The organism is Chroococcidiopsis sp. CCALA 051, from assembly GCF_003015105.1.
GTDB lineage: Bacteria > Cyanobacteriota > Cyanobacteriia > Cyanobacteriales > Chroococcidiopsidaceae > Chroococcidiopsis > Chroococcidiopsis thermalis.
Genome location: NZ_PYCI01000064.1, coordinates 1 through 24,661, shown reverse-complemented (window position 1 = coordinate 24,661; position 24,661 = coordinate 1). Strand labels below are relative to the sequence as shown.

General features: G+C 45.0%; 27 protein-coding genes and 1 riboswitch. Of the genes, 17 read left to right on the top strand and 10 right to left on the bottom strand.

All coding sequences use genetic code 11. The annotated features are described in order from the left end of the window. Positions 1-367: 367 nt before the first annotated feature. Positions 368-426: riboswitch (Glutamine riboswitch) on the top strand. Between the two features lie 34 nt (positions 427-460). The 5 genes from C7Y66_RS31935 to ggt all read left to right on the top strand — a co-directional run bounded on the left by C7Y66_RS31935 (position 461) and on the right by ggt (position 3,720). After that, on the top strand, positions 461-616 hold the full coding sequence (locus C7Y66_RS31935; RefSeq protein WP_015154902.1) for a hypothetical protein: 156 nt from the start codon (positions 461-463) through the stop codon (positions 614-616). A 29-nt stretch (positions 617-645) separates the two neighbouring features. Next, positions 646-801 carry a hypothetical protein gene (locus tag C7Y66_RS31930; RefSeq protein WP_015154903.1) on the top strand — a complete coding sequence of 52 codons (156 nt, stop codon included), beginning with the start codon at positions 646-648 and terminating at the stop codon, positions 799-801. A gap of 176 nt (positions 802-977) precedes the next feature. Further along, positions 978-1,463, top strand: coding sequence for a hypothetical protein (locus tag C7Y66_RS16710; protein ID WP_106168458.1), 486 nt, complete (start codon positions 978-980; stop codon positions 1,461-1,463). A 42-nt stretch (positions 1,464-1,505) separates the two neighbouring features. Further along, on the top strand, positions 1,506-1,955 hold the full coding sequence (locus tag C7Y66_RS32505) for a hypothetical protein (RefSeq protein ID WP_015154905.1): 450 nt from the start codon (positions 1,506-1,508) through the stop codon (positions 1,953-1,955). Between the two features lie 10 nt (positions 1,956-1,965). Next, entirely contained in the window at positions 1,966-3,720 is a 1,755-nt protein-coding gene (gene ggt, locus C7Y66_RS16700; protein WP_106546459.1) for a gamma-glutamyltransferase, read from the top strand. 82 nt (positions 3,721-3,802) lie between these two features. Here the strand turns inward: ggt and C7Y66_RS16695 are convergent, their stop codons facing one another. Next, positions 3,803-7,474 carry a WD40 repeat domain-containing protein gene (locus tag C7Y66_RS16695; protein WP_106546458.1) on the bottom strand — a complete coding sequence of 1,224 codons (3,672 nt, stop codon included), beginning with the start codon at positions 7,472-7,474 and terminating at the stop codon, positions 3,803-3,805. A gap of 549 nt (positions 7,475-8,023) precedes the next feature. On the opposite strand from C7Y66_RS16695, the gene C7Y66_RS16690 reads away from it, so the two are divergent. Beyond that, a complete protein-coding gene (locus C7Y66_RS16690) occupies positions 8,024-8,407 on the top strand; it encodes a nuclear transport factor 2 family protein (protein ID WP_106546457.1) in 384 nt (127 codons plus the stop codon). Between the two features lie 106 nt (positions 8,408-8,513). Here C7Y66_RS16690 and C7Y66_RS16685 read toward each other — a convergent pair whose 3' ends face one another. Continuing rightward, positions 8,514-9,173, bottom strand: coding sequence for a tetratricopeptide repeat protein (locus C7Y66_RS16685; RefSeq protein ID WP_106546456.1), 660 nt, complete (start codon positions 9,171-9,173; stop codon positions 8,514-8,516). An 8-nt stretch (positions 9,174-9,181) separates the two neighbouring features. On the opposite strand from C7Y66_RS16685, the gene C7Y66_RS31160 reads away from it, so the two are divergent. Continuing rightward, on the top strand, positions 9,182-9,343 hold the full coding sequence (locus C7Y66_RS31160; RefSeq protein WP_158265944.1) for a hypothetical protein: 162 nt from the start codon (positions 9,182-9,184) through the stop codon (positions 9,341-9,343). Between the two features lie 23 nt (positions 9,344-9,366). Here C7Y66_RS31160 and petJ read toward each other — a convergent pair whose 3' ends face one another. After that, positions 9,367-9,702, bottom strand: coding sequence for a cytochrome c6 PetJ (petJ, locus tag C7Y66_RS16680; RefSeq protein WP_106546455.1), 336 nt, complete (start codon positions 9,700-9,702; stop codon positions 9,367-9,369). 347 nt (positions 9,703-10,049) lie between these two features. Here petJ and C7Y66_RS16675 point away from each other — a divergent pair, with 347 nt between their 5' ends. The 5 genes from C7Y66_RS16675 to C7Y66_RS16655 all read left to right on the top strand — a co-directional run bounded on the left by C7Y66_RS16675 (position 10,050) and on the right by C7Y66_RS16655 (position 13,340). Next, positions 10,050-10,469 carry a BlaI/MecI/CopY family transcriptional regulator gene (locus C7Y66_RS16675; RefSeq protein WP_015154911.1) on the top strand — a complete coding sequence of 140 codons (420 nt, stop codon included), beginning with the start codon at positions 10,050-10,052 and terminating at the stop codon, positions 10,467-10,469. After that, entirely contained in the window at positions 10,469-11,314 is an 846-nt protein-coding gene (locus C7Y66_RS16670; protein ID WP_106546454.1) for a M56 family metallopeptidase, read from the top strand. Before C7Y66_RS16675 ends, C7Y66_RS16670 begins: the two co-directional genes overlap by 1 nt. 55 nt (positions 11,315-11,369) lie before the next feature. Continuing rightward, positions 11,370-11,702, top strand: a complete 333-nt coding sequence (locus C7Y66_RS16665; protein WP_106546453.1) for a DUF6883 domain-containing protein — start codon at positions 11,370-11,372, stop codon at positions 11,700-11,702. An 18-nt stretch (positions 11,703-11,720) separates the two neighbouring features. After that, entirely contained in the window at positions 11,721-11,969 is a 249-nt protein-coding gene (locus C7Y66_RS16660) for a DUF4926 domain-containing protein (RefSeq protein ID WP_106546452.1), read from the top strand. A 99-nt stretch (positions 11,970-12,068) separates the two neighbouring features. Continuing rightward, a complete protein-coding gene (locus tag C7Y66_RS16655; RefSeq protein ID WP_106546451.1) occupies positions 12,069-13,340 on the top strand; it encodes a glycosyltransferase in 1,272 nt (423 codons plus the stop codon). A 187-nt stretch (positions 13,341-13,527) separates the two neighbouring features. Here the strand turns inward: C7Y66_RS16655 and coaE are convergent, their stop codons facing one another. From coaE to C7Y66_RS16640, 3 genes are all read right to left on the bottom strand, one after another. After that, positions 13,528-14,172 (bottom strand): dephospho-CoA kinase, encoded by a 645-nt coding sequence (gene coaE, locus C7Y66_RS16650; protein ID WP_106546450.1) that lies wholly within the window; start codon positions 14,170-14,172, stop codon positions 13,528-13,530. An 18-nt stretch (positions 14,173-14,190) separates the two neighbouring features. Beyond that, positions 14,191-15,783, bottom strand: coding sequence for a uroporphyrinogen-III C-methyltransferase (gene cobA, locus C7Y66_RS16645; RefSeq protein ID WP_106546449.1), 1,593 nt, complete (start codon positions 15,781-15,783; stop codon positions 14,191-14,193). Positions 15,784-15,844: 61 nt separating this feature from the next. Further along, positions 15,845-16,477 (bottom strand): class I SAM-dependent methyltransferase, encoded by a 633-nt coding sequence (locus C7Y66_RS16640; protein ID WP_106546448.1) that lies wholly within the window; start codon positions 16,475-16,477, stop codon positions 15,845-15,847. 114 nt (positions 16,478-16,591) lie between these two features. Here C7Y66_RS16640 and hemH point away from each other — a divergent pair, with 114 nt between their 5' ends. After that, positions 16,592-17,755 (top strand): ferrochelatase, encoded by a 1,164-nt coding sequence (hemH, locus tag C7Y66_RS16635; RefSeq protein ID WP_015154919.1) that lies wholly within the window; start codon positions 16,592-16,594, stop codon positions 17,753-17,755. Positions 17,756-17,927: 172 nt separating this feature from the next. Next, positions 17,928-18,326 carry a hypothetical protein gene (locus tag C7Y66_RS16630; protein ID WP_015154920.1) on the top strand — a complete coding sequence of 133 codons (399 nt, stop codon included), beginning with the start codon at positions 17,928-17,930 and terminating at the stop codon, positions 18,324-18,326. 26 nt (positions 18,327-18,352) lie between these two features. Here the strand turns inward: C7Y66_RS16630 and C7Y66_RS16625 are convergent, their stop codons facing one another. Both C7Y66_RS16625 and C7Y66_RS16620 read right to left on the bottom strand, forming a co-directional pair. Beyond that, complete coding sequence (locus C7Y66_RS16625) at positions 18,353-18,565, bottom strand: RNA-binding S4 domain-containing protein (RefSeq protein WP_015154921.1); 213 nt, start codon at positions 18,563-18,565, stop codon at positions 18,353-18,355. A 14-nt stretch (positions 18,566-18,579) separates the two neighbouring features. Continuing rightward, a complete protein-coding gene (locus C7Y66_RS16620; protein ID WP_106546447.1) occupies positions 18,580-19,386 on the bottom strand; it encodes a class I SAM-dependent methyltransferase in 807 nt (268 codons plus the stop codon). A 185-nt stretch (positions 19,387-19,571) separates the two neighbouring features. Between C7Y66_RS16620 and C7Y66_RS16615 the strand changes: the two genes are divergently transcribed. Together C7Y66_RS16615 and C7Y66_RS16610 are read left to right on the top strand one after the other, a co-directional pair. Next, on the top strand, positions 19,572-21,215 hold the full coding sequence (locus C7Y66_RS16615; protein WP_106546446.1) for a DUF3352 domain-containing protein: 1,644 nt from the start codon (positions 19,572-19,574) through the stop codon (positions 21,213-21,215). A gap of 201 nt (positions 21,216-21,416) precedes the next feature. Continuing rightward, on the top strand, positions 21,417-21,857 hold the full coding sequence (locus C7Y66_RS16610) for a hypothetical protein (protein WP_015154924.1): 441 nt from the start codon (positions 21,417-21,419) through the stop codon (positions 21,855-21,857). Positions 21,858-21,901: 44 nt separating this feature from the next. Here C7Y66_RS16610 and C7Y66_RS31155 read toward each other — a convergent pair whose 3' ends face one another. Next, the gene (locus C7Y66_RS31155) at positions 21,902-22,045 is read right to left on the bottom strand and encodes a hypothetical protein (protein WP_158265943.1); all 144 of its coding nucleotides are present in this window, start codon (positions 22,043-22,045) and stop codon (positions 21,902-21,904) included. Positions 22,046-22,062: 17 nt separating this feature from the next. Between C7Y66_RS31155 and C7Y66_RS16605 the strand changes: the two genes are divergently transcribed. Beyond that, on the top strand, positions 22,063-22,521 hold the full coding sequence (locus C7Y66_RS16605; protein ID WP_106546445.1) for a hypothetical protein: 459 nt from the start codon (positions 22,063-22,065) through the stop codon (positions 22,519-22,521). A 76-nt stretch (positions 22,522-22,597) separates the two neighbouring features. On the opposite strand, the gene C7Y66_RS16600 is transcribed toward C7Y66_RS16605, so the two are convergent. After that, the coding region (locus C7Y66_RS16600; protein ID WP_106546444.1) for an acyl-CoA dehydrogenase at positions 22,598-24,661 on the bottom strand (2,064 nt) is incomplete at its 5' end.

Sequence of the window (24,661 nt, the reverse complement as noted above, 5' to 3'; positions counted from 1 at the left end):
TTTACCGAGTTATTCGGGTAGTATCGCAGAAATTGCGGGAAAACCTGCCCTAACCAATTTCATCATAGAGGCAGGTTTACCGAGTTATTCCGGGTAGTACAAAGGTTTCTCGTCAACTTACCCTGACAAATTTTTTAGCAAAGCGCGAGAAGGTTAAGACCTCAAAGTTAACTCTTACCTTTGAAACGCAAGGTATTTCCTTCTGATTTCTGCTTTCTGCCCTCTGCTGCTGCTATAGAATTAATTAGCAAAATTGAATATTTTGTAGTTTAAGTTACATTAACTTATTTAGATTTATGATTCATTCCGTCCTCAGATAGACCCAAATGAGAAAAATGGCTGATATTGTAATGAATGTAAAGGATAAATCGTTCATCTCTCCAGTGGAGGGACGGAAGTAGAGAAAAACTCTCGAAGGAACGCGCCTCATTCGTAACACAACAACAAGAAAGAGGCGAATATGAAATCTAACAATATTGGTATTCAATCTAACTCCGATCGCGTGTCTGTTTCTGCGCAAGCAAGATTGTTAATGAGCTTGAATCGTCAGAAGCAACACAACCGCCAGCAGTCCATGCTACAACGCACAGCATCAGAAGTAGGTACTGAAGGCTAGAAAAAGATCGAAGCAAGGAGTAAATAGCCATGAATGCAAGTAGAAAGCCAAGCTACAAAGAGGTAGCAAGAGTTCATCGCTCGAATATTTTGGAAAGCTTAGAACGGCGCTTGCAAGCTGCCAGAGCCAAGGGTGACGATCGCTTGACTTCCCAATTGGAAGCAGAGCTGAAGTACTACCAATAAGCCTAGCTAATTAAGTTTAGCCAAAGTGGGGGATGCGATCGATGCATCCCCTATTTGCGATCGCAAGTCACAAATCACGAGTCAGAAACCACATTTCTTTCCCTGCTCGTGCGCTCCCTACTCCCTGCTGCCTAAATGGGGTAAACTCAGGGTGATGGTAGCAGCTTTTGTGTCATATGGATTTAGACCGACAAATTAAAGTCCTGATTGACGAAGCGCCTCAAGATGGCGTGACTCCGCAAGTTGTTGCTGCTGTCGCTCCTGTATTGGTACTGCTTGCTGGCAGGCTGCGCCATTTAGAATACTATATTTTGCAAAACTTAGATCGAGACTGGGTAGTCACTACGTTAAGCGATCGCGCCAACCCAAAAGTGACCAAGCGCGTTATCTACGCTTTCCCTACGCTTGCAGATGTGTCAGCTGTAGCAGTCTCGGAACAAGACCCGGAAATTGTCGCTTCACCCTTACCCGTCACTCACATATTATTTCAGCTTTTTGCCCTGGAAACAGTAGACAGTATCATTTTCTTCGATACCCCAGGAGATCTAAATCGGGGAACGGATATCCAACGGAGAGAATTGCAAAAGTTAATAAAGCTGCAAATGCAACCGCGATCGACTCCCGCTAGTCCCTTCAATCAAATTCCTCCCGACATTGCTTAATAACTCCCTCTACTCATTAGTTGTTAGAGAAGGATTAGTAATATGCCAAGGAATAGCTCTAATAAATCTAAAGGGGTGAAGCCTAGAAAACGACATAAGTTTTTTCTGAATCCCTATGAAGACTCCGCCTTCACGAAATGCCCTAAATGTGAAACAAAAACTAAAATTCGTAAAATTCCCCTAGTCATTCATATCGATCCACATCAACTTTTTTTACTCAATAAACAATGTAGATATTGCCCAAATTGCGATCTCATCATCACTAAAAAACAGGAAATTGAATCATTGTTAGCTATTAGCTTTAGCCAATCTCATCCTGAATTCATTGGTAATGAGTATTTGGTAATGGGAACCCTCGATCGGCAAGATTGGCAAGCAGGTAACAAAGGAACTCTCGCTCCTGAGAAAATAATAGAACAAATGTATATTTTCAAAGATGTATGGAATTTTGAAGTAATTCCGGCAGGATGGTATCCTGCTAACGAGAAGTAGAATTACACTGATGAAAGCAAATAGATTTTGCCTCTACTTTGGTTTACTAGCCCTTGTCTTCAGTACCATCGTATCTCCAACTGTAGGACAAGAGCGAGTTGCACCAGTAATTAGCAACGATCGCGCGGTTCGCAAAGCTGTACGCACTCAAAAGTATATGGCAGTGGCAGCTCACCCGCTAGCAGCGGCAGCAGGTAGTGATATTCTGCGGCGGGGAGGTAGTGCTGTTGATGCGGCGATCGCCATTCAAATGGTACTAGGTTTAGTTGAGCCGCAGTATTCTGGAATTGGTGGCGGGGCTTTTTTAACCTATTACGATGCCAAACGCAAACAAGTTCGCACTTATGACGGTCGCGAAACGGCTCCAGCAGCGGCTCGACCGGATCGTTTTCTGAATGCAGATGGCAAGCCACTCCAATTTTACGATGCGGTTGTAGGTGGAAAGTCTGTCGGCGTACCTGGAGTAGTCAGGATGCTGGAAATGGTACACAAGGCACATGGTAAGTTGCCTTGGCGAGAACTATTTCAACCCGCAATTCAACTGGCGCAGCAGGGCTTTCCCATCTCGCCTTTATTGTACGATCGCCTCAGCAAAGAAAAGTATTTACCAAGCCTAGAACCAGCTCGCAGCTATTTCTATCAAGCGGATGGCACGCCTAAACCTGTGGGGACAATTCTCGTCAATCGTCCTTATGCTGAGGTATTGAGCCGGATTGCGAATTCCGGTGCTGATGCCTTTTATCAGGGTGAAATTGCCAGAGACATTGCGAATACAGTCCAAAAAGCTACCGTAGCAGGCGACTTAACAACTGACGATTTAGCAACATACCAAGCCAAAGAGCGATCGCCTGTATGTGGAGTTTATCGAGTTTACAAAGTGTGCAGTATGGGACCACCTAGTTCTGGTGGTTTAACCGTGTTGCAGATTCTCGGTATGCTGGAAAACTTTCAATTATCTACCCTCAAACCAGAATCATCCCAAGCAGCGCATTTATTTGCCGAAGCAGGACGGCTAGCTTTTGCCGACCGAGGCTTATATATGGCTGATGCTGATTTCGTTCCCGTACCAGTCAATGAATTAATCGATCCCGAATATCTGAATAATCGCGCCAAGCTGATTAATCCTCAACGCGCCTTAACCGATGCCGAACCAGGCGAATTGCGATCGCCACAAAAGTTAGTCTGGGGACAAGATAATGCGATCGAATTTCCCTCAACCAGCCATACAACAATTGTCGATCGCAATGGCAACTCAGTCTCTATGACCACCAGTATTGAAGATACTTTTGGCTCTAGATTGATGGTACGGGGCTTTTTACTCAACAATCAACTCACAGATTTTTCTTTTTCACCCACAACACCCGATGGAAAAGCGATCGCCAATCGGGTAGAAGCGAGAAAGCGCCCTAGAAGTTCGATGGCTCCCACTATGGTATTCGATCGCCAGGGTAAGCTGGTGATGGCAGTTGGTTCGGCTGGCGGTGCTAGAATTATCAACTACGTCGCGCAAGCATTAATTGCCGTTTTAGACTGGAACTTAGACAGCCAACAAGCAGTATCCCTACCCCATTATGGCAATCGCGACGGGGCAACGGAACTAGAAGCAAATACAAATCTTGTTAACCTTCAGCAAAGCTTAGAGGCGATCGGTCATTCCGTACAAATTGTAGAACAAATCAGCGGTTCTCATGCGATCGTCCGTACCGAAAAAGGTCTAGTCGGTGGAGCCGATCCCCGTCGCGAAGGAATAGCGGCAGGAGAATAACAGTTATCGGTGGCTAGTGGCTAGTGGCTGGACTCTTTTCGAGTCACTAGTCACCAGTCACTAGCCACTCACGACTCACTGATTATCCCACTGCTCCTAAAGCTTTCAAAGTGGCGATCGCTGCCTCAGTTAAACCAGTTACGCCAGCAATATTCATCCCTTCATAGGGTCTTTGCGCCCGCAATATCTTGAGAGATTTGCCTGTATTTGCATCCCATAGTCTAATCGTCTCATCCTGGCTGCCACTGGCAAGAATTTGTCCGTCAGTACTGAAAGCAACCGACCAAATTAAATCGGTGTGTCCCTGGAGAGTATGTCTGCATTCACCAGTTTCGACATTCCACAACTTGATGCTATAGTCGCTGCTGCCACTTGCTACAGTCTGCCCGTCAGGGCTGAAGGCAACTGACCAAACTCGGCTTGTATGTTCCTGGAGAGTTTGGTAACATTTCCCCGTTTGCCAATCCCATAACTTGACTGTGCGATCGCCGCTACCACTTGCCAGGGTTTGTCCGTCAGGACTGAAGGCAACTGCCCACACCCAATTGTCATGTCCTTGTAACGTGTTGTGGCACTCTCCGGTTTCAGTATTCCACAACTTAATTGTGTGGTCGTCGCTACCGCTAGCTAGAAAGTTGCCATCTACACTAAAGGCAACTGACCAGACTCGGTTGGTATGCCCTTGCAACTTATGCAGGGTTTTGCCGCTGAGGATATCCCATAACCTCACCGTATAGTCATCGCAGCCACCAGCCAAAATGTAGCCGTTGGGGTGAAAAGCCAGGGATCTGACTCCGCTGTAGGCTTGGATCGTATTGTAGCGATCGCTAGTTGAAGCATTCCAAAGCCCGATGGTATAGTCACCGCTACCGCTGGCTATGGTTTGACCGTCAGGGCTAAAGGCAACAGCCCAAACTCTATTACCATGACCGTGTAACGTGCGATCGCACTCTCCTGTTTCGACGTTCCACAATCGCACGGTTTTATCATCGTTACCGCTAGCTAGCATTCCGGTTGGATGTGAGGCTAGCGGACGGGGATGAAAAGCAACCGACCAGACGCGGCTAGTGTAACCCTGAAGGGTTTTGATACATTTTCCATCCGTGACATTCCAGATCTTGATCGTGTGGTCGCCGCTACCGCTAGCCAAGGTTTTGCCGTCAGGACTAAAAGCTACAGATCTAATCCAATTTGTATGTCCCGCCAGCGTCCGACAGCATTCTCCCGTCTGTACGTCCCAGAGTCGAATTGTATAATCTTCGCTGCCGCTGGCTACTATATCTCCCCCAGAGCTAAAAGCAACAGTCCTGATCCAGTTTGTATGTCCGCATAGAGTCCGCAGACATTCCCCCGTGCTAGTTTGCCACAACTTGACAGTGCGATCGCTACTACTAGCGAGCATCTCGCCATCGGGACTAAAGGCAACTGACCAGACTTGAGTTGTATGTCCCTGTAGAGTTTTGATACACTCTCCCGTGCCAACATCCCACAATCGCACGGTACAGTCTACACTACCACTAGCTAGGGTTTTGCCATCGGGACTGAAGGCGATGCTTCTAATCCAGTTCGTATGTCCGAACAAAGTCTGGTAACATTCTCCTGTCTGCCAATGCCATAGCTTGACAGTACTATCTTCACTCCCACTAGCTATAGTTTTGCCGTCGGGACTGAAAGCCACTGACCAAATGCGATGTGTATGTGGCAAAATACAACGGCATTCACCGCTACGGGTATCCCACAAACGAACTGTTTTGTCATCGCTGGCACTCGCTAAAACACTACCGTCAGGACTAAACATAACCGACCAGATCCAATTTGTATGTCCTTTCAAAGTCAGCAGTTTTTTCCAATCTGCAACTTGCCATAGCCGAATTGCTCCATCAGCATCTCCTGTTGCTAATAGCTTGCCTGTGGGACTAAAAGCTACGGCTGGAGTCACGCTTAAATCTTCGGTAAAAACCGATTTGGCAAGATCGGCACGGGCAAAGTTGACTTGCTTTAAGTTGCGTCCGGCTAAATATGCTTGCCATACGCAGAGGTTAGAAAAATCCCATCCGCGCAGATCGATCTTGAGATGAGTTAGCAAGTTCAAAATATTTCCTGCCAAATACCCTGGCGATCGCGCCGCTCTTTGTCGCCAATTAGTTAGAATTTGCCCTAAGCGATCGACAAGGCTACTGAGATTTGTTTGAGCTAAAAGTTTATCGACAAGTGGTATGATAATCAGCCGAATTTGCGTATCTCTAATGTAATCTTTTGCTTGCGCTTCAAGAATGGTATGACTGTTAAATAAACCGATCGCCCCCCTGACTATTTCTCCACATATGCGTTCGATAAAGCGATCGATCGCAAAATCCATTACAACTGGTTGTTGGGTAAAGCCCGTAGCGGTTTTCTCAATCAGCGATCGCTGTCCTAAAGATCGAAGAGTTTCTGGTAGTTTTTGCTTCGCTTCTAAGGACAGAACATTCTCTCGCAGTGCTGTAAAAGCAATTGGTTCCCGTTCGACTGCCAGCCAATACATCACTTCTATTTCTAATTTTGATATCCGATTCATCTGCCGCTCTAATAAATCGCGGATATCATCAAAAACTAATGTTCCCGTGCGTAAGGTTGCTAAAAATATAGTTAGATTGCTATCAAATAAATCCTGAATTCCCGCAGCCACCATCTTTAAAGCAAGAGGATTCCCAGCATAATGCTCGATTAACCTTTGCCACTCTAAATCGGAACCGACAAAATTTCCCTTAGCGCGAAAAATTTCTCGTCCTGCGGCAATATTTAGACCTTCCAACTGTAGAGAACGTACTGGTAGTGTTTCGCCTTCGAGCAAGACAATTTCTTTTGGTTTTTCTCGGCTAGTTAGTACTAAACAACTCGTATGACGGACTTCTCCAATGCGTTGTAATAATTCGCCATAGGCTTGATATCCTTCTCGATATTGTCCTGCATGTTCGCCCCCACGCAGAATACTTTCGACGTTATCTAGTACTAACAAACAGCGATGGTGGCGCAAATATTCCAGCAGCATACTGATACAGCGATCGAGATCTTGGGATAATGTCGCCGCTGTTTCTTGTTGATGAGAGAGAAATTGAACGATCCCACCGAGTAATTCTGCTAGAGGCGGAGCGTTACGCAAACTGCGCCAAACAATATATTCAAATTCTGATTGCAAGTTTTCTGCTAGGGCGATCGATAAGGCAGTTTTCCCCATACCACCCATACCCAATACTGCCACTAAACGACAGCGTGAAGCGGAGCTGTCGCCTCTAGGCGAATCGTTCTTAATCCACTGCTCTAAAGTCGCTAACTCCTCGCTCCGCCCGTAAAATGTTGCTATATCTACCGCTTCGCCCCAGTCTATGTGGGTAATTGGTAATTGGTAATTGGTAGTTGGTGAAAGGCGAGAGGCGAGAGGCGAGAGACGAGTGCTAAATTTTGAATTTGGAATTCCAAATTCCGAATTCCGAATTCCGAATTCCGAATTCTCCCTGCTCCCTAGTTCTGAAGCTCGTCGCCGCAAGACGGCACGAAAGTTACTTTTCGTGACTTCTTCTGAGAGAGCTTTAGAAAGTAACTTCCATAGTTTAGAACCTACATCTTTAATGTAATTAGCATCGTAGTCAGAGCTTTCGGCGATTTCGGGATAAGTCTGACCTTCCCAGGCTTTGCGAAAGACTAGTTCCTGAATGTCGTTGAGTCCCCGATCGAGAAATGCATCTAGAATTACTAGTGCTTCGTCAACGTTCATTTTTTAATAAAAATTTGTTCTTTGATGATTTTGACTGTTCTAGGCTATGTTTGTTTTTTTTCGCTAGTTTGTATTTATTTTTTTGTGTTTCTCTATTAAGTTACACTAGAAATCAGTCGCAAATCCCCTATATACTTAAAAGTTCAAAATTCTATATAGTTTAAGATTTTTTTAATTGTTTAAGCTTTTCTGAGTCAGTTATCAGTAAATAGGGAGCAGGGAGCAGGGAGTAGGGAGCAGTTATCAGTGTAGAGACGTTACATGTAACGTCTCTACAAAGTTATCAGTTATCAGCGACCATTTAATTCCGAATTCCGAATTCCGAATTCCGAATTCTCCTCACGCACTACGTAGATCTGACTTTTTCAGACGATTCATGACTTCTCGATTGAGACAATCAAGATGGTGCGGATAACTTCTGACTTTTTCAGGCTGTAAAAAATCAGGGCTTCATTTAATTTGAAATTAAGGATGAAATCAAGCTAAACCAGATCGGCGTTAGGATTGTAGCTTTTAGCCTTAAGCCTTCATCTTTTCGATTAATTTCAGATGGAATTGCGATCCAGTATGGCTGCTATTACCCAAACAGAGATTATTAGGAGTTTGATCGGGTTGTTCGAGGCAATGGATGTAGAGAGTGCCATGACTTATTTTACTGAAGATGCCCTATGTCGATTTGGCAATCATCCACCTGCGGTTGGGAAAGCCGCGATCGCATCCTTAATCCAAGCAAGTCAATTCAGTCGGAGCGCCCGAACTTCTTTTGAAATCAATGAAATTTGGGAAATTGACGATGCTGTAATTTGCCAAATGGAAACAACTCATATGTGCGATCGTTGTAAAGCGATCGCAATACCATGCGCGATCGTGTTTCGCATGGAAGACGATCTCGTTCGCGAAATGCGCATCTACATTGATGCTTCTCCCTTATAGGAAGAATTCGGAATTCGGAATTCGGAATTCGGAATTAAATTGTCACTGATAACCGACTTCTGTACGGGCGGGTTTTGACTCCCGATCTACTGTTTTAATAGTTAATCTATTGACTAAACCCGCCCCTACGATAACTGATAACTGCTCGTGCGCTCGATCGCTCCCTTTTCGGGTGACTTAGTTCATGCAGAGATTTGAGTTCTGCAAGCAGATTGGTATAAGCATCGAGTTTACCGTGTTGCAAATATATTTGAGCAACCGTGCGTAAATCTTCCGCTACACCTACCATATCACCCAATTTATAACGCACGAGACACCGACAATGATAAGCACTTGGATCTTCAGGATCGATGCGAATAGCACGGTCAAAATCAGCGATCGCACCGTGATAGTCTTCGAGCTTGGAAAGCGTAAAACCTCGGTTGTAATAGGCGATCGCCGAATCTGGATTCAGTGATAAAGCGCGATCGAAATCCTTTAATGCATCTTGGCGATCGCCCTTAGCAGCCCGTGCTAAACCTCGATTAGCGTATGCTGTAGCGTTGTTGGGTTGGAGCAAAATAACCTGAGAAAAATCTGCGATCGCGGCTCGATATTTTCCTATTAGCGTTTGATATACCCCTCGTTTGAATATGTCTTCTACCGTTCGAGATTTAGTTTGATGGTCGTGCATCTCCAAAAAATTCGCTGCTGGCTGAGCCTGAGCGTTTAATGGAAACAGCAAAACCGCAAATGTGACGCAGCAGATGAGAGCAACTCGATACATAGCTACTAGTGAGGGGAGAGCAGGGGGGCAGAGGAAGCAGGGAGCAGGGAGCAGAGGGACAAGGGAGACAAGGGGGACAAGGGAGCGGTCAACCAACAACCAACAACCAACAACCACCAATTACCCATTACTCATTACCAACTACCAATTCCCCACACCCTGATAACTGACAACTGATAACTGACAACTGACTTCAGCTCCATCCTTTTTCGGATTTTTCCAGTACGTAAGAGGCGACATCCTCAATCTGCTGGACATTTAATTTTCCTTTGAAGGCAGGCATAGCATTTTTACCATTTGTGACTTGGTTGATAATTGCTTCTAGAGAATTCATACTATATTTTTCTAAAGCATCTTTCTGTAGTGTTTTTGTCGCCATCACCACATTTTTTCCTCCCATATGACAAGCAGCACAGTTGCTATTAAACACTTTGGCTCCGTTGGCTATGTCTGCTGCTAAGGCTGCATTGGGAAAAGTTAGAGTCCAAATAGCAACAGCCAATAGCAAAGCTAACGCGATCGTTCGCATTCTTTCAATCTCCTTCTTTCGCAAATAGGCTCGGCAGATTAATCCAGCTAAGACATCAAACTAGGATGTCGAAAAAGGGTGGAGGTCTTCCACCCCAGAATCAAGGACTTTTTAACCTTTCGTATAAGAGCAGGCTGGAATCGAACACCTAGCTTAGATTGCATTCTGAATGGCAGTCAAAAGACAAGATGTCAAACTTTCACAAAGTCAAACTTTCACAAAAAATGTCGCGAGAGATAACACTGACGGTGTAACCTGGAAAGCAGTAACCAGTTGTCAGTTATCAGTTATCAGTGACCAGTTATCAGTAATTTTTGACTTTTACCTTTTGACTTTTGACTTAGCTTATGTCTCCGCTGCCCAATTACCGTCCCAAACAGCTTTCCCTTGGTCCATTAGAGACAGAGATTTTAAATATCGTCTGGGAACTCGATCGCGTGACTGTCAAGGACGTACACGATCGCATTCTTGCCGATCCCGATCGAGAGTTAGCCTATACTTCTGTCACCACGGTACTGCGCCGCCTGACGGAAAAAGGCTGGTTGGCTTGCGATAAACAAGAACGGGTGTTTTATTGGCGACCGTTGGTAACGAAGGAACAAGCGCAAGTTATAGAGGCGCATGAAAAGCTACATCGCTTTCTGGCGGTTGGCAACCCTGATGTTGTAGCTGCCTTTGCCGATAGTCTCGATCGCACCAGCTTAGAACAGCTCGATGCGATCGCTAAACGCATTCAAGCTGCACGCCAACAACGGGAGGAGAAGTAATGCATACCATCATGATTTTGGCTGCATTGGCAGTAGCTTGGAACGTGCGACAGAATTGGTCATCAGTTTCAGGTGATTGGCAACAACGCTGGAAACAAACGCTGTGGTTTTTTCTTTTTCCGCCGTTAATGTTAGCGATCGCCGGAATCTCGGTATTATGCATGGGAACCCAAGGCAAGATGCTGGGTTTGTCTGTAGGTTGGTATAGCTACGGACTGACGGTAATTGGCTTTATCGTGGCGATCGCGCTGGGGGTTAAACTGGCGTGGCAAGGCTGGCGGGCTGTGAGCCAGACTCGTACTTATCCCCAAGAGCAAGTAGAGGGAGCATCTTGTCGGATTTTAGCAACTCCCATTTTGTTCAGCGCTTTAGTTGGCTTCTGGCGACCGGAATTAGTTGTCAGCCAGGGATTGCTATACGTCCTTACCCCAGAACAGTTAGCCGCTGTCATTGCCCACGAACAAGCACATTACCACTATCGAGATACTTTCTGGTTTTTCTGGCTAGGTTGGATACGGACTTGTACTGGATGGTTGCCACAAACAGAAGCTTTATGGGAAGAGTTATTGCTGTTGCGGGAATTGCGGGCAGATAATCGGGCGGCGCAGCAAGTCGATCCGCTGACTTTAGCAGAATCTTTGTTATTAGTCGTGCGTTCCGCGATCGTGCCAATGACGAATTTTTGTGTAGCCTTCAGCGCTGCTAGTCAAGCAGAGCGCTTGAGCGAACGCATCAATGCTTTATTAGAACCATCAGCACCTTCTACCCAACCGCAATTTAATTGGTCTTGGTTGTGGTTGTTATTGGCTCTTTTACCCTTAATCACAGTGCCATTTCATTCTTGAGGAGCGGGGAGTAAGGGCGCGCCAGCCAAAGAGTTGACTAGAGTATTGCAATGTAATGCTAATTCCGAATGCGGAAAACGCAGTCGTCGATATTCGTAAATTACGAGATTATTGCCTAAACTCAAACCATGAAAACGGAAAACATAAAGCTCGTCTGTTTTCATCAATACTTGGCATAACTATTGATGATGCGGAAGATTTAAGGCAAATACTACTCGAAGTTGTCAAAACTTATGAAGCGCAATTGGGAAGATGCGACGGATTTGGACAACGCTATACTCTTGATTTTTCAGTCGAATGGCAAAATAGAAGTGCAACGATTCGTAGTGGTTGGATCGTCGAACATGATTCCGATATTCCAAGGCTAACGACTTGTTATCCTCTGTAATACTAGAGGCGATGTAGGATGGCGATAAGTGAAGTCAAGTTGCTCGATGTAGTAGCATTGATAGTCGATTTGCCCGAATTTAACTTGTGGCGTGGACAGGTTGGTACAGTGGTTGAGATCCTAGCTGGTGGTAGTGCGTATGAAGTCGAGTTTAGCGATCGCAACGGACGTACTTACGAATCTTGTGGTTTACGACCAGAGCAAATTATGGTGTTACATTTCGATCCCGCGTCTCCCGATATTGAGTCGGAGATGGTGACAGCGTAAGCAGAGTAACACCACTAATCCGAAGAGAAGTTTGGAGATTGTTGGTACGGGAGGGATCGTGAAGATCGCCGCAACTGATGCAGACCGAGAGGCGAAATCGTGAGTCGTATTGTTGTAACTACAATTGGTTCCCTTGGCGACCTACATCCCAAAATTGCGATCGCGCTAGAATTACGGCAACGCGGTCATGATGTTGCATTTGCCACGCATAGAGAATATCAAGCCAAAATCGAAGCTTTGGGATTTGAGTTTCATCGTATGCGTCCTGATGGCATAGACGATCCTCAAAAGATGGCGCAGGCGATGGACGTGCGGACAGGTTCAGAATATATCGTCCGCAAGTGGGTTTGTCCGAGTTTACGCGAGATGTATTCAGATTTGATGCAAAGTGTCAAGAGTGCAAATTTTATTTTTGCAGGTGAAGGAGTTGTTGCAGCTCGGATGGTGGCGGAAAAATTGGGGATACGATGGGCAACAAGTGCAATGGCTCCAATTTCGTTTTTCTCGGTTTACGATCCGCCTGTATTAGCTCCATTTCCATTTTTAGCAAAGTTGCGCGGTTTTGGGGCGATCGCTAATCGGGGAGTCATCAACTTTGCCAAGCTTGTCAGCAAGTCTTGGGCTGAACCCGTTCGCCAATTTCGTCGCGAACTTGGTTTACCTGCACTGATTGGCAATCCCTTCATTGACGATAAGTTTTCCCCTTATCTGACGATCGCCCTATTCTCTCCTGTATTGGCAAAACCTCAACCCGACTGGGCTGCAAATACAGTAGTCGCAGGTTCGACATTTTATGATGGTAGTCAAAATGGAGCGGCACTAACACTGGAACTCAAGCAATTTTTAGATGCAGGTGAACCGCCAATCGTTTTTACCCTTGGTTCAGCCGCAGTGATGACTCCTGGTAACTTCTATCAGGAAAGCATTCAAGCTGCAAAGCTGTTAAACCGCCGTGCTGTGTTGTTAATTGGGAAAAATGCGCCTCCAGAGAACCTTTCATCAGACATTTTGGCAGTTAGCTATGCACCATATTCGCAGATTTTTCCTCACGCTTGTGCGATCGCGCATCAGGGAGGAATTGGGACGACGACTCAAGCATTACGTGCAGGTCGTCCAACCTTAATTATGCCCTACAGTCACGACCAGCCGGATAATGCCGCACGGGTCGAACGTTTAGGAACTTCTCGCACAATTCCTCGCCAGCAGTATCGAGCGTTGCGGGTAGCAAATGAATTGCGTAAGTTGTTAGCAAATCCCGCTTACACAACCAAAGCAATAGAAATTGGACGGATTATTCAAACAGAAAATGGGGTGAATGTTGCCTGTGATGCGATAGAAAAACAGCTTCAAACAACATCAATCTCATCGTGAAAGGAACGTATCAATAAAGCTAGTTACATTCGAGAGGTTGCCTGTATCTAGTGAATGGACCTCCTGCGTGAATACTTGAATTGTCATCCACACGCGAAGCGAAACATCTGGGAGATTCTTCACTACACTGCGTTGCGTACCCTTCGGGAAGGCTTCGCCAACAGAATGACATCCATGATTTTTTGATTCATGCAGGAGGTCTAATGGAACTGTTAAATTTTTTTATCGCTAAATCTACCTGCTGTTTCAAATCTTCCAAGGTAGAAGAATTATCTAAAACAACATCAGCCCGATCGCATTTTTCTGATAGTGGCATTTGACTGTTAATTCGCGCCTGTGCTTGTTCTACAGTTAAATTATCGCGCTGTATCAGTCGTTCTATTTGCTGTTGAGGGGAACAGGAAACAACCCAAATTTCTGTAACTAAATCTGTCATTTCTGCTTCAAAGAGCAAAGGTATAACTAATACAACTATAGGAACAGATAATTTATTTATTTCTTGCTCAAAGCGATCGCGCACGTAAGGATGAATTTGTCTTTCTAACCACTGCTTTTCTGTAGAATTGTTAAAGATAATTCGCGCTAGTTGTTGGCGATCCAGCGTCCCATCAGCCTGCAAAATGTTTTTATCGTAACGCTGGGCGATCGCATTTAAAATTGGCGACCCAAGTTGCACGGCTTCTCTGGCATAAATATCTGCATCAAGAACGGGTAAATGATATTCATTTGCTAAGTATTGAGAAACAGTACTTTTACCAGTGCTAATCCCACCAGTGAGACCAATAATTCGGAATTCGGAATTCGGAATTCGGAATTCAAAATTATTTTCCATCCGTTCGCTACTCACGGCTCACGACTCACTTTTTTCTACCCAATTTAAAATTGCTTGCAACAGACCATCCAAAGTATATTCCTCTGCTTCTATATCAACTCTTCCCAAATGAGTGATACAGTCTTTAGAGGTTTGGGGACCAATGGAGGCTATACAAACTCCATCTAAATTAATGTTGTTATATGGTGCTATGAGTTGGCAGAAATTTCTGACTGTTTTAGAACTAGCAAAAGTAATAATATCCACTTTATGACTCTGTAACGCCTCTAATGCTTCAGGTGCAATTGACTGCGGACAACGAGATTCATAAGCCGCAACTTCTACCACATCTGCACCTTTGGCAGTAAATTGTTTGACTAATACCTCTCGTCCTCCAGTTTCAACTCTGGGGAACAAAACTCTTTTACCTACTAAAGCTCCAGGAAAGTTTTCTACTAAAGAATCCGCGACAAAATCGGGAGGAATGAAATCTGGTTGTAAGTATCTTTGTTGAAGACTCTGAGCGGTTTTTTGTCCCACTACAGCAATTTTTACCCCTGCTAACGCCCGCATATCTTTACCTTTAGCTAGCAAGCGTTCAAAAAAATAATCTACACCATTTGTAGAAGTCAAAACCAACCAATCAAAATCCGATAACTGCGCGATCGCATTATCTAATTCTATCCAGCTCGAAGGCGCACCAATCTCTAATGCTGGCATCTCAATAGCTGTCGCACCCATCTCTACAAGGCGATCGCAAAATTGACTCGATTGTCCTAGCGATCGGGTGACGAGGATAGTTTTATTAGAAAGTGGTGCGTGGGGAGAGTGGCTAGTGGCTAGTGGCTGGTGACTAGAATAACTTCCTTGTCTCCCTTGTCCCCCTTGTCCCCCTTGTCTCTTCTCCTGCGGTTGCAAGTACTCGCGCCAGCCAACGACCTCACCAACTACGATCGCCGCAGGAGAAAGGTTTAAGCCATCGGTTTGCGCTACAACTGTTTCGAGGGTGGCAGTCCAAACTTGCTGTTTTGCGGTTCCCGCCCAACGCACGATCGCAATTGGCGTATGAGGCGATCGCCCATGCCTAACTAATTGTTTGACTATTTCTGATAACTGTTGCCCTCCCATCAGAAACACTAGCGTTCCAATTGATGCTAAGCCTTCCCAATTCACAAGTTCCGGTTCGTGGGCAGTTGTTATGGCAAAACAACGACTCATCACCGGATCGGTAAGGGGAATTCCTGCTAGGGTGGGTGCGGCTAAGGCTGAAGAAATTCCAGGTATAACCTCAAATGGGCAGCCTGCGGTAACTAATGCCTCAATTTCTGCTGCGGCTCGTCCAAAAATGAACGGATCGCCGCTTTTGAGCCGAACGATCTGTTGTCCTGTTTGGCAATACTCTACTAGTAAGCGATCGATTTCTGCTTGAGGGGTGCTAGATTGTCCGCCGCGCTTACCGACATCGAGTTTGAGACAATTTGACGGCACTAGTTCTAACAATTGCGGATCGACTAAAGCATCGTAGATCAATACTTCTGCTTGGCTCAACAGTTGCAGCGCCCTAACAGTTAGATAATCAATACTTCCTGGTCCCGCACCGACCAAGTAAACTTTACCTGTTGTGTTCATCATGCTTCATCATGCAACCCTCAGATTTTATGGTAATTGGTAATGGGTAATTGGTAATAGTGCATTAGTTGGCTCGCGCGATCGCTTGGATCGCTTGCAAGCTTCCGCCTGCATGGAGAACGCGATTTTGTAACTCGAACCCCGCTTCTTCCACCAACTCAACTAAATCCCCGCGTAACAACTGCCAAGCTGTTTCTGTTTCAAACAAAAACAGAAAGAGATAGATTCCAGGTACGAATAACCAATTCGTCGGTGGGTGAAAATCAACCAAAGTGAAAATGCCTCCTGGCTTGAGGACGCGATGAACTTCGCTCAAAATCTGCCGCAATTCCTCCGCTGTCATTTCATGCATTGCCATGCTGCTATGAACTAGATCGAAACTGCGATCGCTAAAAGGCATCTTTTGGGCAAAAGCCTCTACATATTTGGCTTGCGGTACATTGTGTTGCGCTCGTTTCAAAGATAAAGGAGACGCATCTAATCCCGTCACCTCTTGAGAATATTTCACCAATAGTTCAGTTGCTTGACCGCTGCCGCAACAAAGATCCAAAACTTGAGTTTTTGGCTGAATTGTTAAGTTTTGCAAAGCCAGTTGACGAAACTTTCCTTCTCCGCCGACGCTCAACGCCGCTAGTCGAGAAACTGTATCGTAAAACCATTGATAACGATAGCTCCATTCTCGTAATATTGTTGCCATATTTCAATCCTCATAAATATTTGTTGACCGATATTCTGAATAAAGATGTATTGTTAAAAGATGTATTGTTAAAATCAGTAACAAAGCTGAAGAAATTGGGGTAACAAAACTGCTATGGGTCGAGTGGGAGTACTATTACTTAATCTAGGTGGACCGGATCGACTAGAGGATGTCAGACCGTTTCTATTTAACTTGTTTGCCGATCCGGAAATCATTCGCCTGCCGTTTCCCTGGCTGCAAAAACCCCTGGCATGGTGGATTTCAACCGTACGCACGAAGCGATCGCAAGAAAACTATAAACAGATAGGTGGTAGTTCCCCCTTACGACGCATCACTGAAGCCCAAGCACAAGCGCTACAAGCACGACTAGAAGAAAAAGGGCAACCAACTCAAATGTACATTGGGATGCGTTACTGGCATCCATTCACCGAAGAAGCGATCGCCCGCATCAAACGCGATGGCATTGACCGTTTGGTGATTTTACCACTCTACCCGCAGTTTTCCATCAGCACCAGTGGTTCTAGCTTCCGCTTGCTGCAACAAATGTGGTTAGAAGACCCAAAATTAAACAGCATTGAATATACAGTCATTCCCTCTTGGTACAAGCAACCAGGCTATCTGCAAGCAATGGCGCAGTTAATTGCTCAAGAGTTAGATGGGTTTTCCAACCCTGATGCAGTGCATGTCTTCTTTAGCGCTCACGGCGTGCCAAAAAGTTATGTTGAGGAAGCAGGCGACCCCTATCAGCAAGAAATTGAGGAATGTACGGCGCTGATAATGCAGACCCTCAACCGCCCCAATTCATACACCTTAGCTTATCAAAGTCGTGTTGGTCCTGTAGAATGGCTGCAACCATATACAGAAGATGCCATTCAAGAATTGGGTCAGCAAGGGGTGCAAGATATGGTTGTCGTACCAATCAGTTTTGTCTCCGAACACATAGAAACTCTGCAAGAAATTGACATGGAGTATAGAGAAGTTGCAGAGTCAGTAGGTATACATAACTTCCGTCGCGTCCCAGCGCTTAACACTCACACTCAGTTTATTGATGGGATGGCAGATTTAACCATCGAAGCCTTAAATTCTCCCAGCGTTAAACTGTCTCAAGTGTCGCAAATGAAAAAGCGGGTCAAAATGTACCCTCAAGAGCGCTGGCAGTGGGGCATGACGACCTCGGCAGAAATTTGGAATGGTAGAATTGCCATGCTCGGCTTTATCGCTCTGATTATCGAGCTAATCACTGGCAAAGGGCTATTGCACGCAGTCGGGATTTTATAAATCAGTTATCAGTTATCAGTTATCAGTTATCAGTTATCACTTAAGAGTGGTAATGGGTAATTGGTAATTGGTCTGTGTTTAATTGCAAATTGTGGATTGCAAATTCTCACTCGTGTCCACTCTAAATAGTGGCACATTCAAAGTTACGCAAAGTCACGCTCTCTGGTTTGATATGGGGCGACCCATTTGGTCTATCAAACCCATGAGCTACGATCCGACTAAGTTAAATCACTCAGAAATACTTTCTCTATTAGCTTCAGGTGTGCTGGAGTATTTTGGACGCATCAAAGCAGGAGAAAAAGATCCATTTCCCTATCCCGATCCTTTAATTAGGGGATTTAATCAACTGAGTATTGCCTGTGCTTTGCAAAATGTAGAACGCTCTAAAAGACCCAAAGGCGTTGTAGAGTTTGTAGAGACATGGGGAAAATTGCCATTGACCAAGTGGGCGTTAAAGTTGGAGGTAGCAGACTATGATTTTGCTGCGGATGACTGTTTGATTAAGCCAGACTTGAGTAAACCAACGCAATTGTGCAAAGATTTGGCGCGGGGGTTGCGGTTGGTGTCTTAATGCGATCGCCTAATTTTAATTAAAACTTAAATCTCGTCTAAATTTACATCAAAAGTTTGTTCTGCTACTGTTACACTGTCACCCGATCTTAACTTGCGTCCGCGTCTAGTCTCCAGTATGCCATTAACGAGAACCTCACCTCCCTGAATTATTAGTTTGGCTTGTCCGCCTGTTGCTGCTATGCCAATTAATTTTAAAAATTGATCGAGTTTAATTGTATTATCACTGTTACTAATCATGAAAAATCTCAAACTCAACTTTTACGAGCAAAAACAAACAAGCTATTAACATCATGCCCAAATCCTTGTTCCGTTGACAAGGCATGGATCTCTGTCATGTATTCTGCTTTAAGCTGCGCTAATTTGTCTGGTGATAGTTGACACACCTGGTAACCGTAAACATTATTAGCATGTGCGTTCCAGGCTGTTTCTGCATCTTTGAAGTAGAAACCGAATTGTCGAGTTACAACTTCAATATTTTGAAAACTAGCCTGTTGAAGTAAAGCTTGGCACTTTTCAGGAGTACCTAGTGGTTCGTTGGGATTGTTAACTGTAATTCCAAATTGTTGTGCTTTCTCTCTAAATAAAATAGATGCAGTATGAGCTGTTTCAGCAAAACAGGAAAAAGCTACTATTCCACCTGTGTTTAAAAAACGATACCACTGACGCAGGGAAGAAAAAACATGTGTGAGATAGGCGATCGCAGCGGAACAAAAAATCACATCAAAGCTGTTATCATCAAAATGTAAATCGTCCGCGTCCGCTTCAATCAATTCAATATTTTGTAATTTTTCTAACTCAGCTTTGTGCCGTGCTTGTGCTAGCATTCCTTTAGAAATATCTACTCCTATTACACGACCTTCATCTCCTACGATTTTAGCGGACGCGATCGCCACGATTCCCGTACCAGTTGCCACATCCAAAACTCTTTGCCCTGGCTTGAGTTGAGCTAATTCTATTAAAGGTTTGGCAAAACGATGGCGAAACTCGTTGTCATAATTAGTTCTAGAATTAAAATCTGTAATAATTTGCTGCTTGTATTCATTCATACGAGTTGTCATTAGTATTTTCCCTACTCCTGTACGGGCAGGTTTAACTGCTGAATATTTTGTTCTATTGTAGCTAGGCTCGCTAAACCTGCCCCTACAACTCCCTACTTCCTAATATTTATCCGAAATTACCACAATGACATTTGTATAGGTGATTGACAAGAATTTGAGCAGAGGCGATCGCAAGGATAATTAAAATGCCGACGAAAAAATCAAATTTGCTCCCTGCTGTTGTAGCTATCGGGATTGTCGCAGGAGGTGCAGCGGCTTATTGGTATTTTAAAGGGAATTTTGGTAGTGGCGCGAGTCCTTTGGCAAGTGCTAAAGTCGTACCAGATGAAGCATTGATGGCAGCTTTTATTTCAACCGATTCTAGTGCTTTGGCGCAGTTACAGCGATTTGGCACTCCTGAAGCCGAAAAGTTAGTTGAGAAAAGCCTGCAAGACTTCGATCGCCAAGTATTAACAAAATCTAAGATTAATTACGAACAAGATATCAAACCTTGGTTGGGTAGCGTCGCAATTGCCTTACTACCACCTGGTTCTGCTAAGCAAGTACAAGCAACAACATTATCGCCTCAATCGAATATTTTACTGGTACTAGGAATTAAAAATGGGTTGAGTGCCTGGAACTTTAGCAAGAAACTAAAAGCCGATAAAACAGTTACGAGTAAAGAATTCGATTACAAAGGACAAAAAATTACTGAATCAACCAGTCAAGGCGCACCAATTTACAGTAGCATCCTCGATAGTCGTGTTGTTCTCGCTCCAACCAAACAAGCAGTAGAACAAGCGATCGATACTTATAAAGGAGAACCTTCGTTTGCTGCCAAAGCAGATATAGACAGCACTTTTGCCCAAAGCTTACAACTCAAAAACCCGATCGCGCAAATTTATTTACCCGATTATGCAGGTGCAGTTCAACAATTAACGGCTACTAATCCGGCTGGATTACCTCCACAAACTTTAGCACAGTTGCAATCGGTCAAAGCCGTAGTTGCAGGTGTGGGTGTAGATGACATGGGAATACGGATGAAAGCGATCGCGCAGCTAAATTCTAATGCCATCAATATACATTATCAAAACTCTCCTAGTAAGGTCGTCACTCGATTCCCCGTCGATACGCTGGCTTTACTGACTGGTGCGGGAATCAGTCGTACTTGGGCGGCGTTTGTTGACCAAACTAGAGATTTACCGGAAGTCAAGCAAGGATTGGACTCTGCTCGGCGATCGTTCAAAACAAGTTACAATCTCGATCTAGACCGAGATGTTTTTGGCTGGATGGATGGAGAATTTGCCATTGGTGCAATTCCATCTAGTCAGGGTATGTTAGGTTCCTTGGGATTTGGCGGCGCACTAATGTTTCAAACCAGCGATCGCGCTACGGCTGAATCGACTCTCGGTAAACTGGATGCGATCGCTAAAAGTAACTTTTTAGCTGTCGTTCCCAGAAATATAAATGGTAATAGCGTCACCGAATGGCAAGTTCCCGCCCAAGGTGCGATTGTCGGTCACGGCTGGTTAGACCGAGATACAATGTTTATCGCTGTGGGCGAACCGATTGTAGAGGCGATCGCCAAGCCTTCTGGTAAGTCTCTTGACAGTAGCGAAGTTTTCAAAGCTGCAACTGGTTCTTTAATACAACCCAATGCAGGTTACTTCTACTTAGATATGGATAAAACCATGTCGTTACTTGCCAGTAAACCCTTAAGCACCGCGATCGATCCAGAAGCTACTGCCATTATCAACTCTATTCGCGGCATCGGCATCACCGCCAGCAACCCTGACAAAACCACGAGTCAAATGGAGTTACTCGTCGCACTCAAACAGAGAAATGAGTGAACAGTTATTAGTTGTCAGTGACTAGTGACTGGTGACTAGATGAAGAATTCAGCCACTAGCTACTAGCCACTAGCCACTCACCAAAATAAATTAACTCTTCTTACAGTAGGAAGCGGGTTTGCAGATGCTTAGTTAAAATGCAGGTAGTTCCATGCTATCTACCACTTTTATACCTGTTCCCGATCGCACTAAGACTCTATTATGAACGCAGGACTTCTAAATAGAATCCCTCTGCTACCTGTTGTTGCCCTCTGGCTAGCATACGCACTATTGGGATGGTATCTCTCTGCCTACCATATCTTTTGGTTTGTTGGAGCCTGCATAGCAGCTGTAGGATTAGCTTTATCTTGGAAGAGTATTGCTGCTTTAGAGCAAATCATGAAATTTGCTTCCCAAGGATTTCTATTGATTGTAGCAATGCTTTTGGTGTGCGTGTTGATTGCTTTGGCTGCGGCGCGATCGATTTTAATTCCGATTATTGTCATGCCTTTAGCTATCACATTCTTGGCAAATGTAGAAATGCGATTTGCTGGTTTTAGTCGATTCAATACTTTTTTATTTTTAGCAGTTGTAGCCGGTTTTGGATTGGGTTTTGGCGAAATTATCGATCTTTTGTTCTTAGCATCCAATCACAAATATTAGTAGGGGCGGGTTTAGACAACAGATTTTTCTGACAGGAATAGCTATCAGGTAAAACCCGCCCGTACAATCCCTGCCAAGGAACACGCACAACTGCATGAGTCGAGTATTTTGTCAAGGAAATTTTTAAAATAATCCGTAAAACCGCGATCGCGGCTGGTAGAGATCGGTATATCGCGTTGATTTTCCATAGGAAATTTATGCAACTATGCCGTTCCATTATCAGCTATACGATTATTGGTTGCGTTCTACGGGGATTTGGGTTTCTCCGTTACTAACGCTAAATGTAGATTGGTTGAATGAGTCAGAAATATCGGCGATCGCCCAAATTCACGCTCTAGAACGAGTTGAATTCGGAATTAAAATGAGTTGGGAATATCGTAAAAAACTAGACTCAGACTATATGTCTTGGTGTGTCGATACCAAGCATCCCAATGTTGTATTTACAGATAAAAGTATCTCCCACAATAGCGCGCCTAGTATATATAGTTATCAAATGCGAGATCCCAATCGACTAGTTATGTCGGTTGGGAAATATGAAGAAACCATCGTATTAGAAAGCTATAACAAACGTTTGCGCGAACATAGGTATGAGGGTAAGCTGATGAGACGGCTGTGGGAAACAAAAGTTGATGCGACAATTGCTCCATTGGCGATGGTTTCATAACTTCAGATCGCGTTCTACCTGCTCTAAAACTAGATCGACCGAAACAGCAGATTTTGTTTTTCCCCTTTGCCTCCAGCTATTTAGGCAACAAAGCCGCTCGATCCATCAATTTCAGTTGTTCTTGTCGATCCTCTACTCCTTGTTGGTATTCCAAAAGTGTAAATGTATCTACTTGAATTGCTTCATTACGAGCAATTTCTGCCGCACGAATTAGCTCAGCCTCTTCTAGAGTAATTATCTCAGCCTCACGTGCTGCTGTAACTAGCTGCTCCGGTTTTCCTGACGGCAGCTGACCTTCACGACTGGCAGCTTTGATAGTTTTGAATACTGGTTCGGCTTGGGATGACAGGAGAAAAGCATTTTCCAAGCGTCCCAAGGCTTCATTTGGATCTACAGGAACATAAATACCTGCGGTGAGGCGATCGCGTTGCTGTCCTGGTGTTTGAAGGTTACGAGCAATTTCACTGCCAAGTCGGTCAGATGGTAAAGAACCGATCGCATTGAGCCGCCACCACCAAGTCACAGGTCCTCGGAATAAACTACCGAGAATTGGTACGGACAGGTTACTGAAAATTCCTTCAAATCCAAGCTGAATTTGAGCTAAGGCATATTCTACTGCCCAGCGGATAAAGGGTAAATCTTCCTTGCGACCTTCTGCCTCAAATCGGCGCAGGGTAGCTGTTGCCAAATACATCCAAGAAAGAATATCGGCAAATCGTCCAGTTAGTTTTTCTCGCCGCTTTAACGTGCCACCAAAACAGAAGAGAACCAGATCGGTAAGCCAAGCAAAAGTCGCGGCTGCCCATTCGAGTTTGCGGTAGTATTTAGCAGTAGCTCCAGTTACAGGCGGACGGGCGAGATAGCCACGAGACAGACTCAGCAGTAAGGCACGGCAACCATTACGCATCATGAAACCAACGTGATGCCAAAAGGCGCGATCGAAAGCCGAGACATCCGACTGTTTGAGGGCAATAACTTCGGCATAGACGTAGGGATGACAGCGGATCGCTCCTTGACCGAAGATCATCATCGTGCGAGTGAGGATATTCGCGCCTTCAACCGTAATCGAGATCGGAGTAGCAATGTAGATATTTGCGAGTAGGTTTCTGGGACCGCGACAGATACCAGAACCACCGAGAATATCCATCCCGTCATTGATAATTTGACGCGAGAGTTCCGTCAGGTTGTACTTAGCGATCGCCGAAATAACAGCAGGTTGCTCGCCGCGATCGACTGCCCCGCAAGTATAAGTCCGAGCGGCATCCATCAAATATGTCAGTCCCCCAATCCGAGCTAGGGGTTCCTCAATTCCTTCAAACCGACCGATTGGCAGTCCAAACTGCTGTCGCACTGTTGCGTGAGCGCCCGTCACTCGCGCTACGAGTTTGGCAACTCCGGTACAGGTAGCAGGAAAGCTGATGCCCCGACCCGCAGCCAGGCTCTGCATCAACATTTTCCAACCCTGACCCACCTGTTCTACACCACCGATAACTTGGTCGATGGAGATGATGACATCATGCCCTTCAACCGGAGAATTGTAAAACGGAACTCCCATCGGATCGTGTCGCCGTCCTAAAACCACACCAGGCGTATCCGCTGGAATTAAAGCGCAAGTAATGCCTACATCCTCTCCTTTTCCCAGCATATTTTCTGGATCGCGAAGGCGAAACGCCAGACCGATTAAAGTGGCGATCGCGCCCAGAGTAATATAGCGTTTGCGGAAATTCAAGCGCAGATATAGTTTTCCATCTTCAGCTTGAAACACGACCCCTTCAGAAGTAATGCTACCCGCATCTGAGCCAGCCTGGGGTTCGGTCAGGGCAAAACAGGGAATTTCATCCCCCTTGGCTAGTCGGGGCAGATAATAGTCCTTCTGAGCTGGAGTACCATATCGCAGCAATAGCTTAGCGGGTCCGAGGGAGTTCGTCACTCCCACTGTCGCCGTGTGGGTGAACGATCGCGATGCCAACTTCATCATCACGGCGCTGTAGGCAAAGTTAGAAAAGCCCAAACCGCCATACTCTTTGGGAATCATCATGCCGAAGAAGCCTTCGTGTCTGAGATATGCCCAGACTTCCGGTGGTAAGTCTTTGCGACGGTAAATTTCCCAATCGCTGACCATGCGGCACACTTCTTCTAC

Bases quoted from the DNA above. Each gene is read 5' to 3' on its own strand.
- C7Y66_RS31935 (WP_015154902.1), top strand. From the start codon at position 461: ATGAAATCTAACAATATTGGTATTCAATCTAACTCCGATCGCGTGTCT.
- petJ (WP_106546455.1), bottom strand. From the start codon at position 9,702: ATGCGAACGATCGCGTTAGCTTTGCTATTGGCTGTTGCTATTTGGACT.
- C7Y66_RS16675 (WP_015154911.1), top strand. From the start codon at position 10,050: ATGTCTCCGCTGCCCAATTACCGTCCCAAACAGCTTTCCCTTGGTCCA.
- C7Y66_RS32505 (WP_015154905.1), top strand. From the start codon at position 1,506: ATGCCAAGGAATAGCTCTAATAAATCTAAAGGGGTGAAGCCTAGAAAA.
- cobA (WP_106546449.1), bottom strand. From the start codon at position 15,783: ATGATGAACACAACAGGTAAAGTTTACTTGGTCGGTGCGGGACCAGGA.
- C7Y66_RS16620 (WP_106546447.1), bottom strand. From the start codon at position 19,386: ATGACAACTCGTATGAATGAATACAAGCAGCAAATTATTACAGATTTT.
- C7Y66_RS31155 (WP_158265943.1), bottom strand. From the start codon at position 22,045: ATGGAAAATCAACGCGATATACCGATCTCTACCAGCCGCGATCGCGGT.
- coaE (WP_106546450.1), bottom strand. From the start codon at position 14,172: ATGGAAAATAATTTTGAATTCCGAATTCCGAATTCCGAATTCCGAATT.
- C7Y66_RS16605 (WP_106546445.1), top strand. From the start codon at position 22,063: ATGCCGTTCCATTATCAGCTATACGATTATTGGTTGCGTTCTACGGGG.
- C7Y66_RS16615 (WP_106546446.1), top strand. From the start codon at position 19,572: ATGCCGACGAAAAAATCAAATTTGCTCCCTGCTGTTGTAGCTATCGGG.
- C7Y66_RS16625 (WP_015154921.1), bottom strand. From the start codon at position 18,565: ATGATTAGTAACAGTGATAATACAATTAAACTCGATCAATTTTTAAAA.
- C7Y66_RS16610 (WP_015154924.1), top strand. From the start codon at position 21,417: ATGAACGCAGGACTTCTAAATAGAATCCCTCTGCTACCTGTTGTTGCC.
- C7Y66_RS16665 (WP_106546453.1), top strand. From the start codon at position 11,370: ATGCTAATTCCGAATGCGGAAAACGCAGTCGTCGATATTCGTAAATTA.
- C7Y66_RS16695 (WP_106546458.1), bottom strand. From the start codon at position 7,474: ATGAACGTTGACGAAGCACTAGTAATTCTAGATGCATTTCTCGATCGG.
- C7Y66_RS31930 (WP_015154903.1), top strand. From the start codon at position 646: ATGAATGCAAGTAGAAAGCCAAGCTACAAAGAGGTAGCAAGAGTTCAT.
- C7Y66_RS16630 (WP_015154920.1), top strand. From the start codon at position 17,928: ATGGGGCGACCCATTTGGTCTATCAAACCCATGAGCTACGATCCGACT.
- C7Y66_RS16690 (WP_106546457.1), top strand. From the start codon at position 8,024: ATGGAATTGCGATCCAGTATGGCTGCTATTACCCAAACAGAGATTATT.
- C7Y66_RS16640 (WP_106546448.1), bottom strand. From the start codon at position 16,477: ATGGCAACAATATTACGAGAATGGAGCTATCGTTATCAATGGTTTTAC.
- C7Y66_RS16685 (WP_106546456.1), bottom strand. From the start codon at position 9,173: ATGTATCGAGTTGCTCTCATCTGCTGCGTCACATTTGCGGTTTTGCTG.
- C7Y66_RS16670 (WP_106546454.1), top strand. From the start codon at position 10,469: ATGCATACCATCATGATTTTGGCTGCATTGGCAGTAGCTTGGAACGTG.
- C7Y66_RS16710 (WP_106168458.1), top strand. From the start codon at position 978: ATGGATTTAGACCGACAAATTAAAGTCCTGATTGACGAAGCGCCTCAA.
- ggt (WP_106546459.1), top strand. From the start codon at position 1,966: ATGAAAGCAAATAGATTTTGCCTCTACTTTGGTTTACTAGCCCTTGTC.
- hemH (WP_015154919.1), top strand. From the start codon at position 16,592: ATGGGTCGAGTGGGAGTACTATTACTTAATCTAGGTGGACCGGATCGA.
- C7Y66_RS16660 (WP_106546452.1), top strand. From the start codon at position 11,721: ATGGCGATAAGTGAAGTCAAGTTGCTCGATGTAGTAGCATTGATAGTC.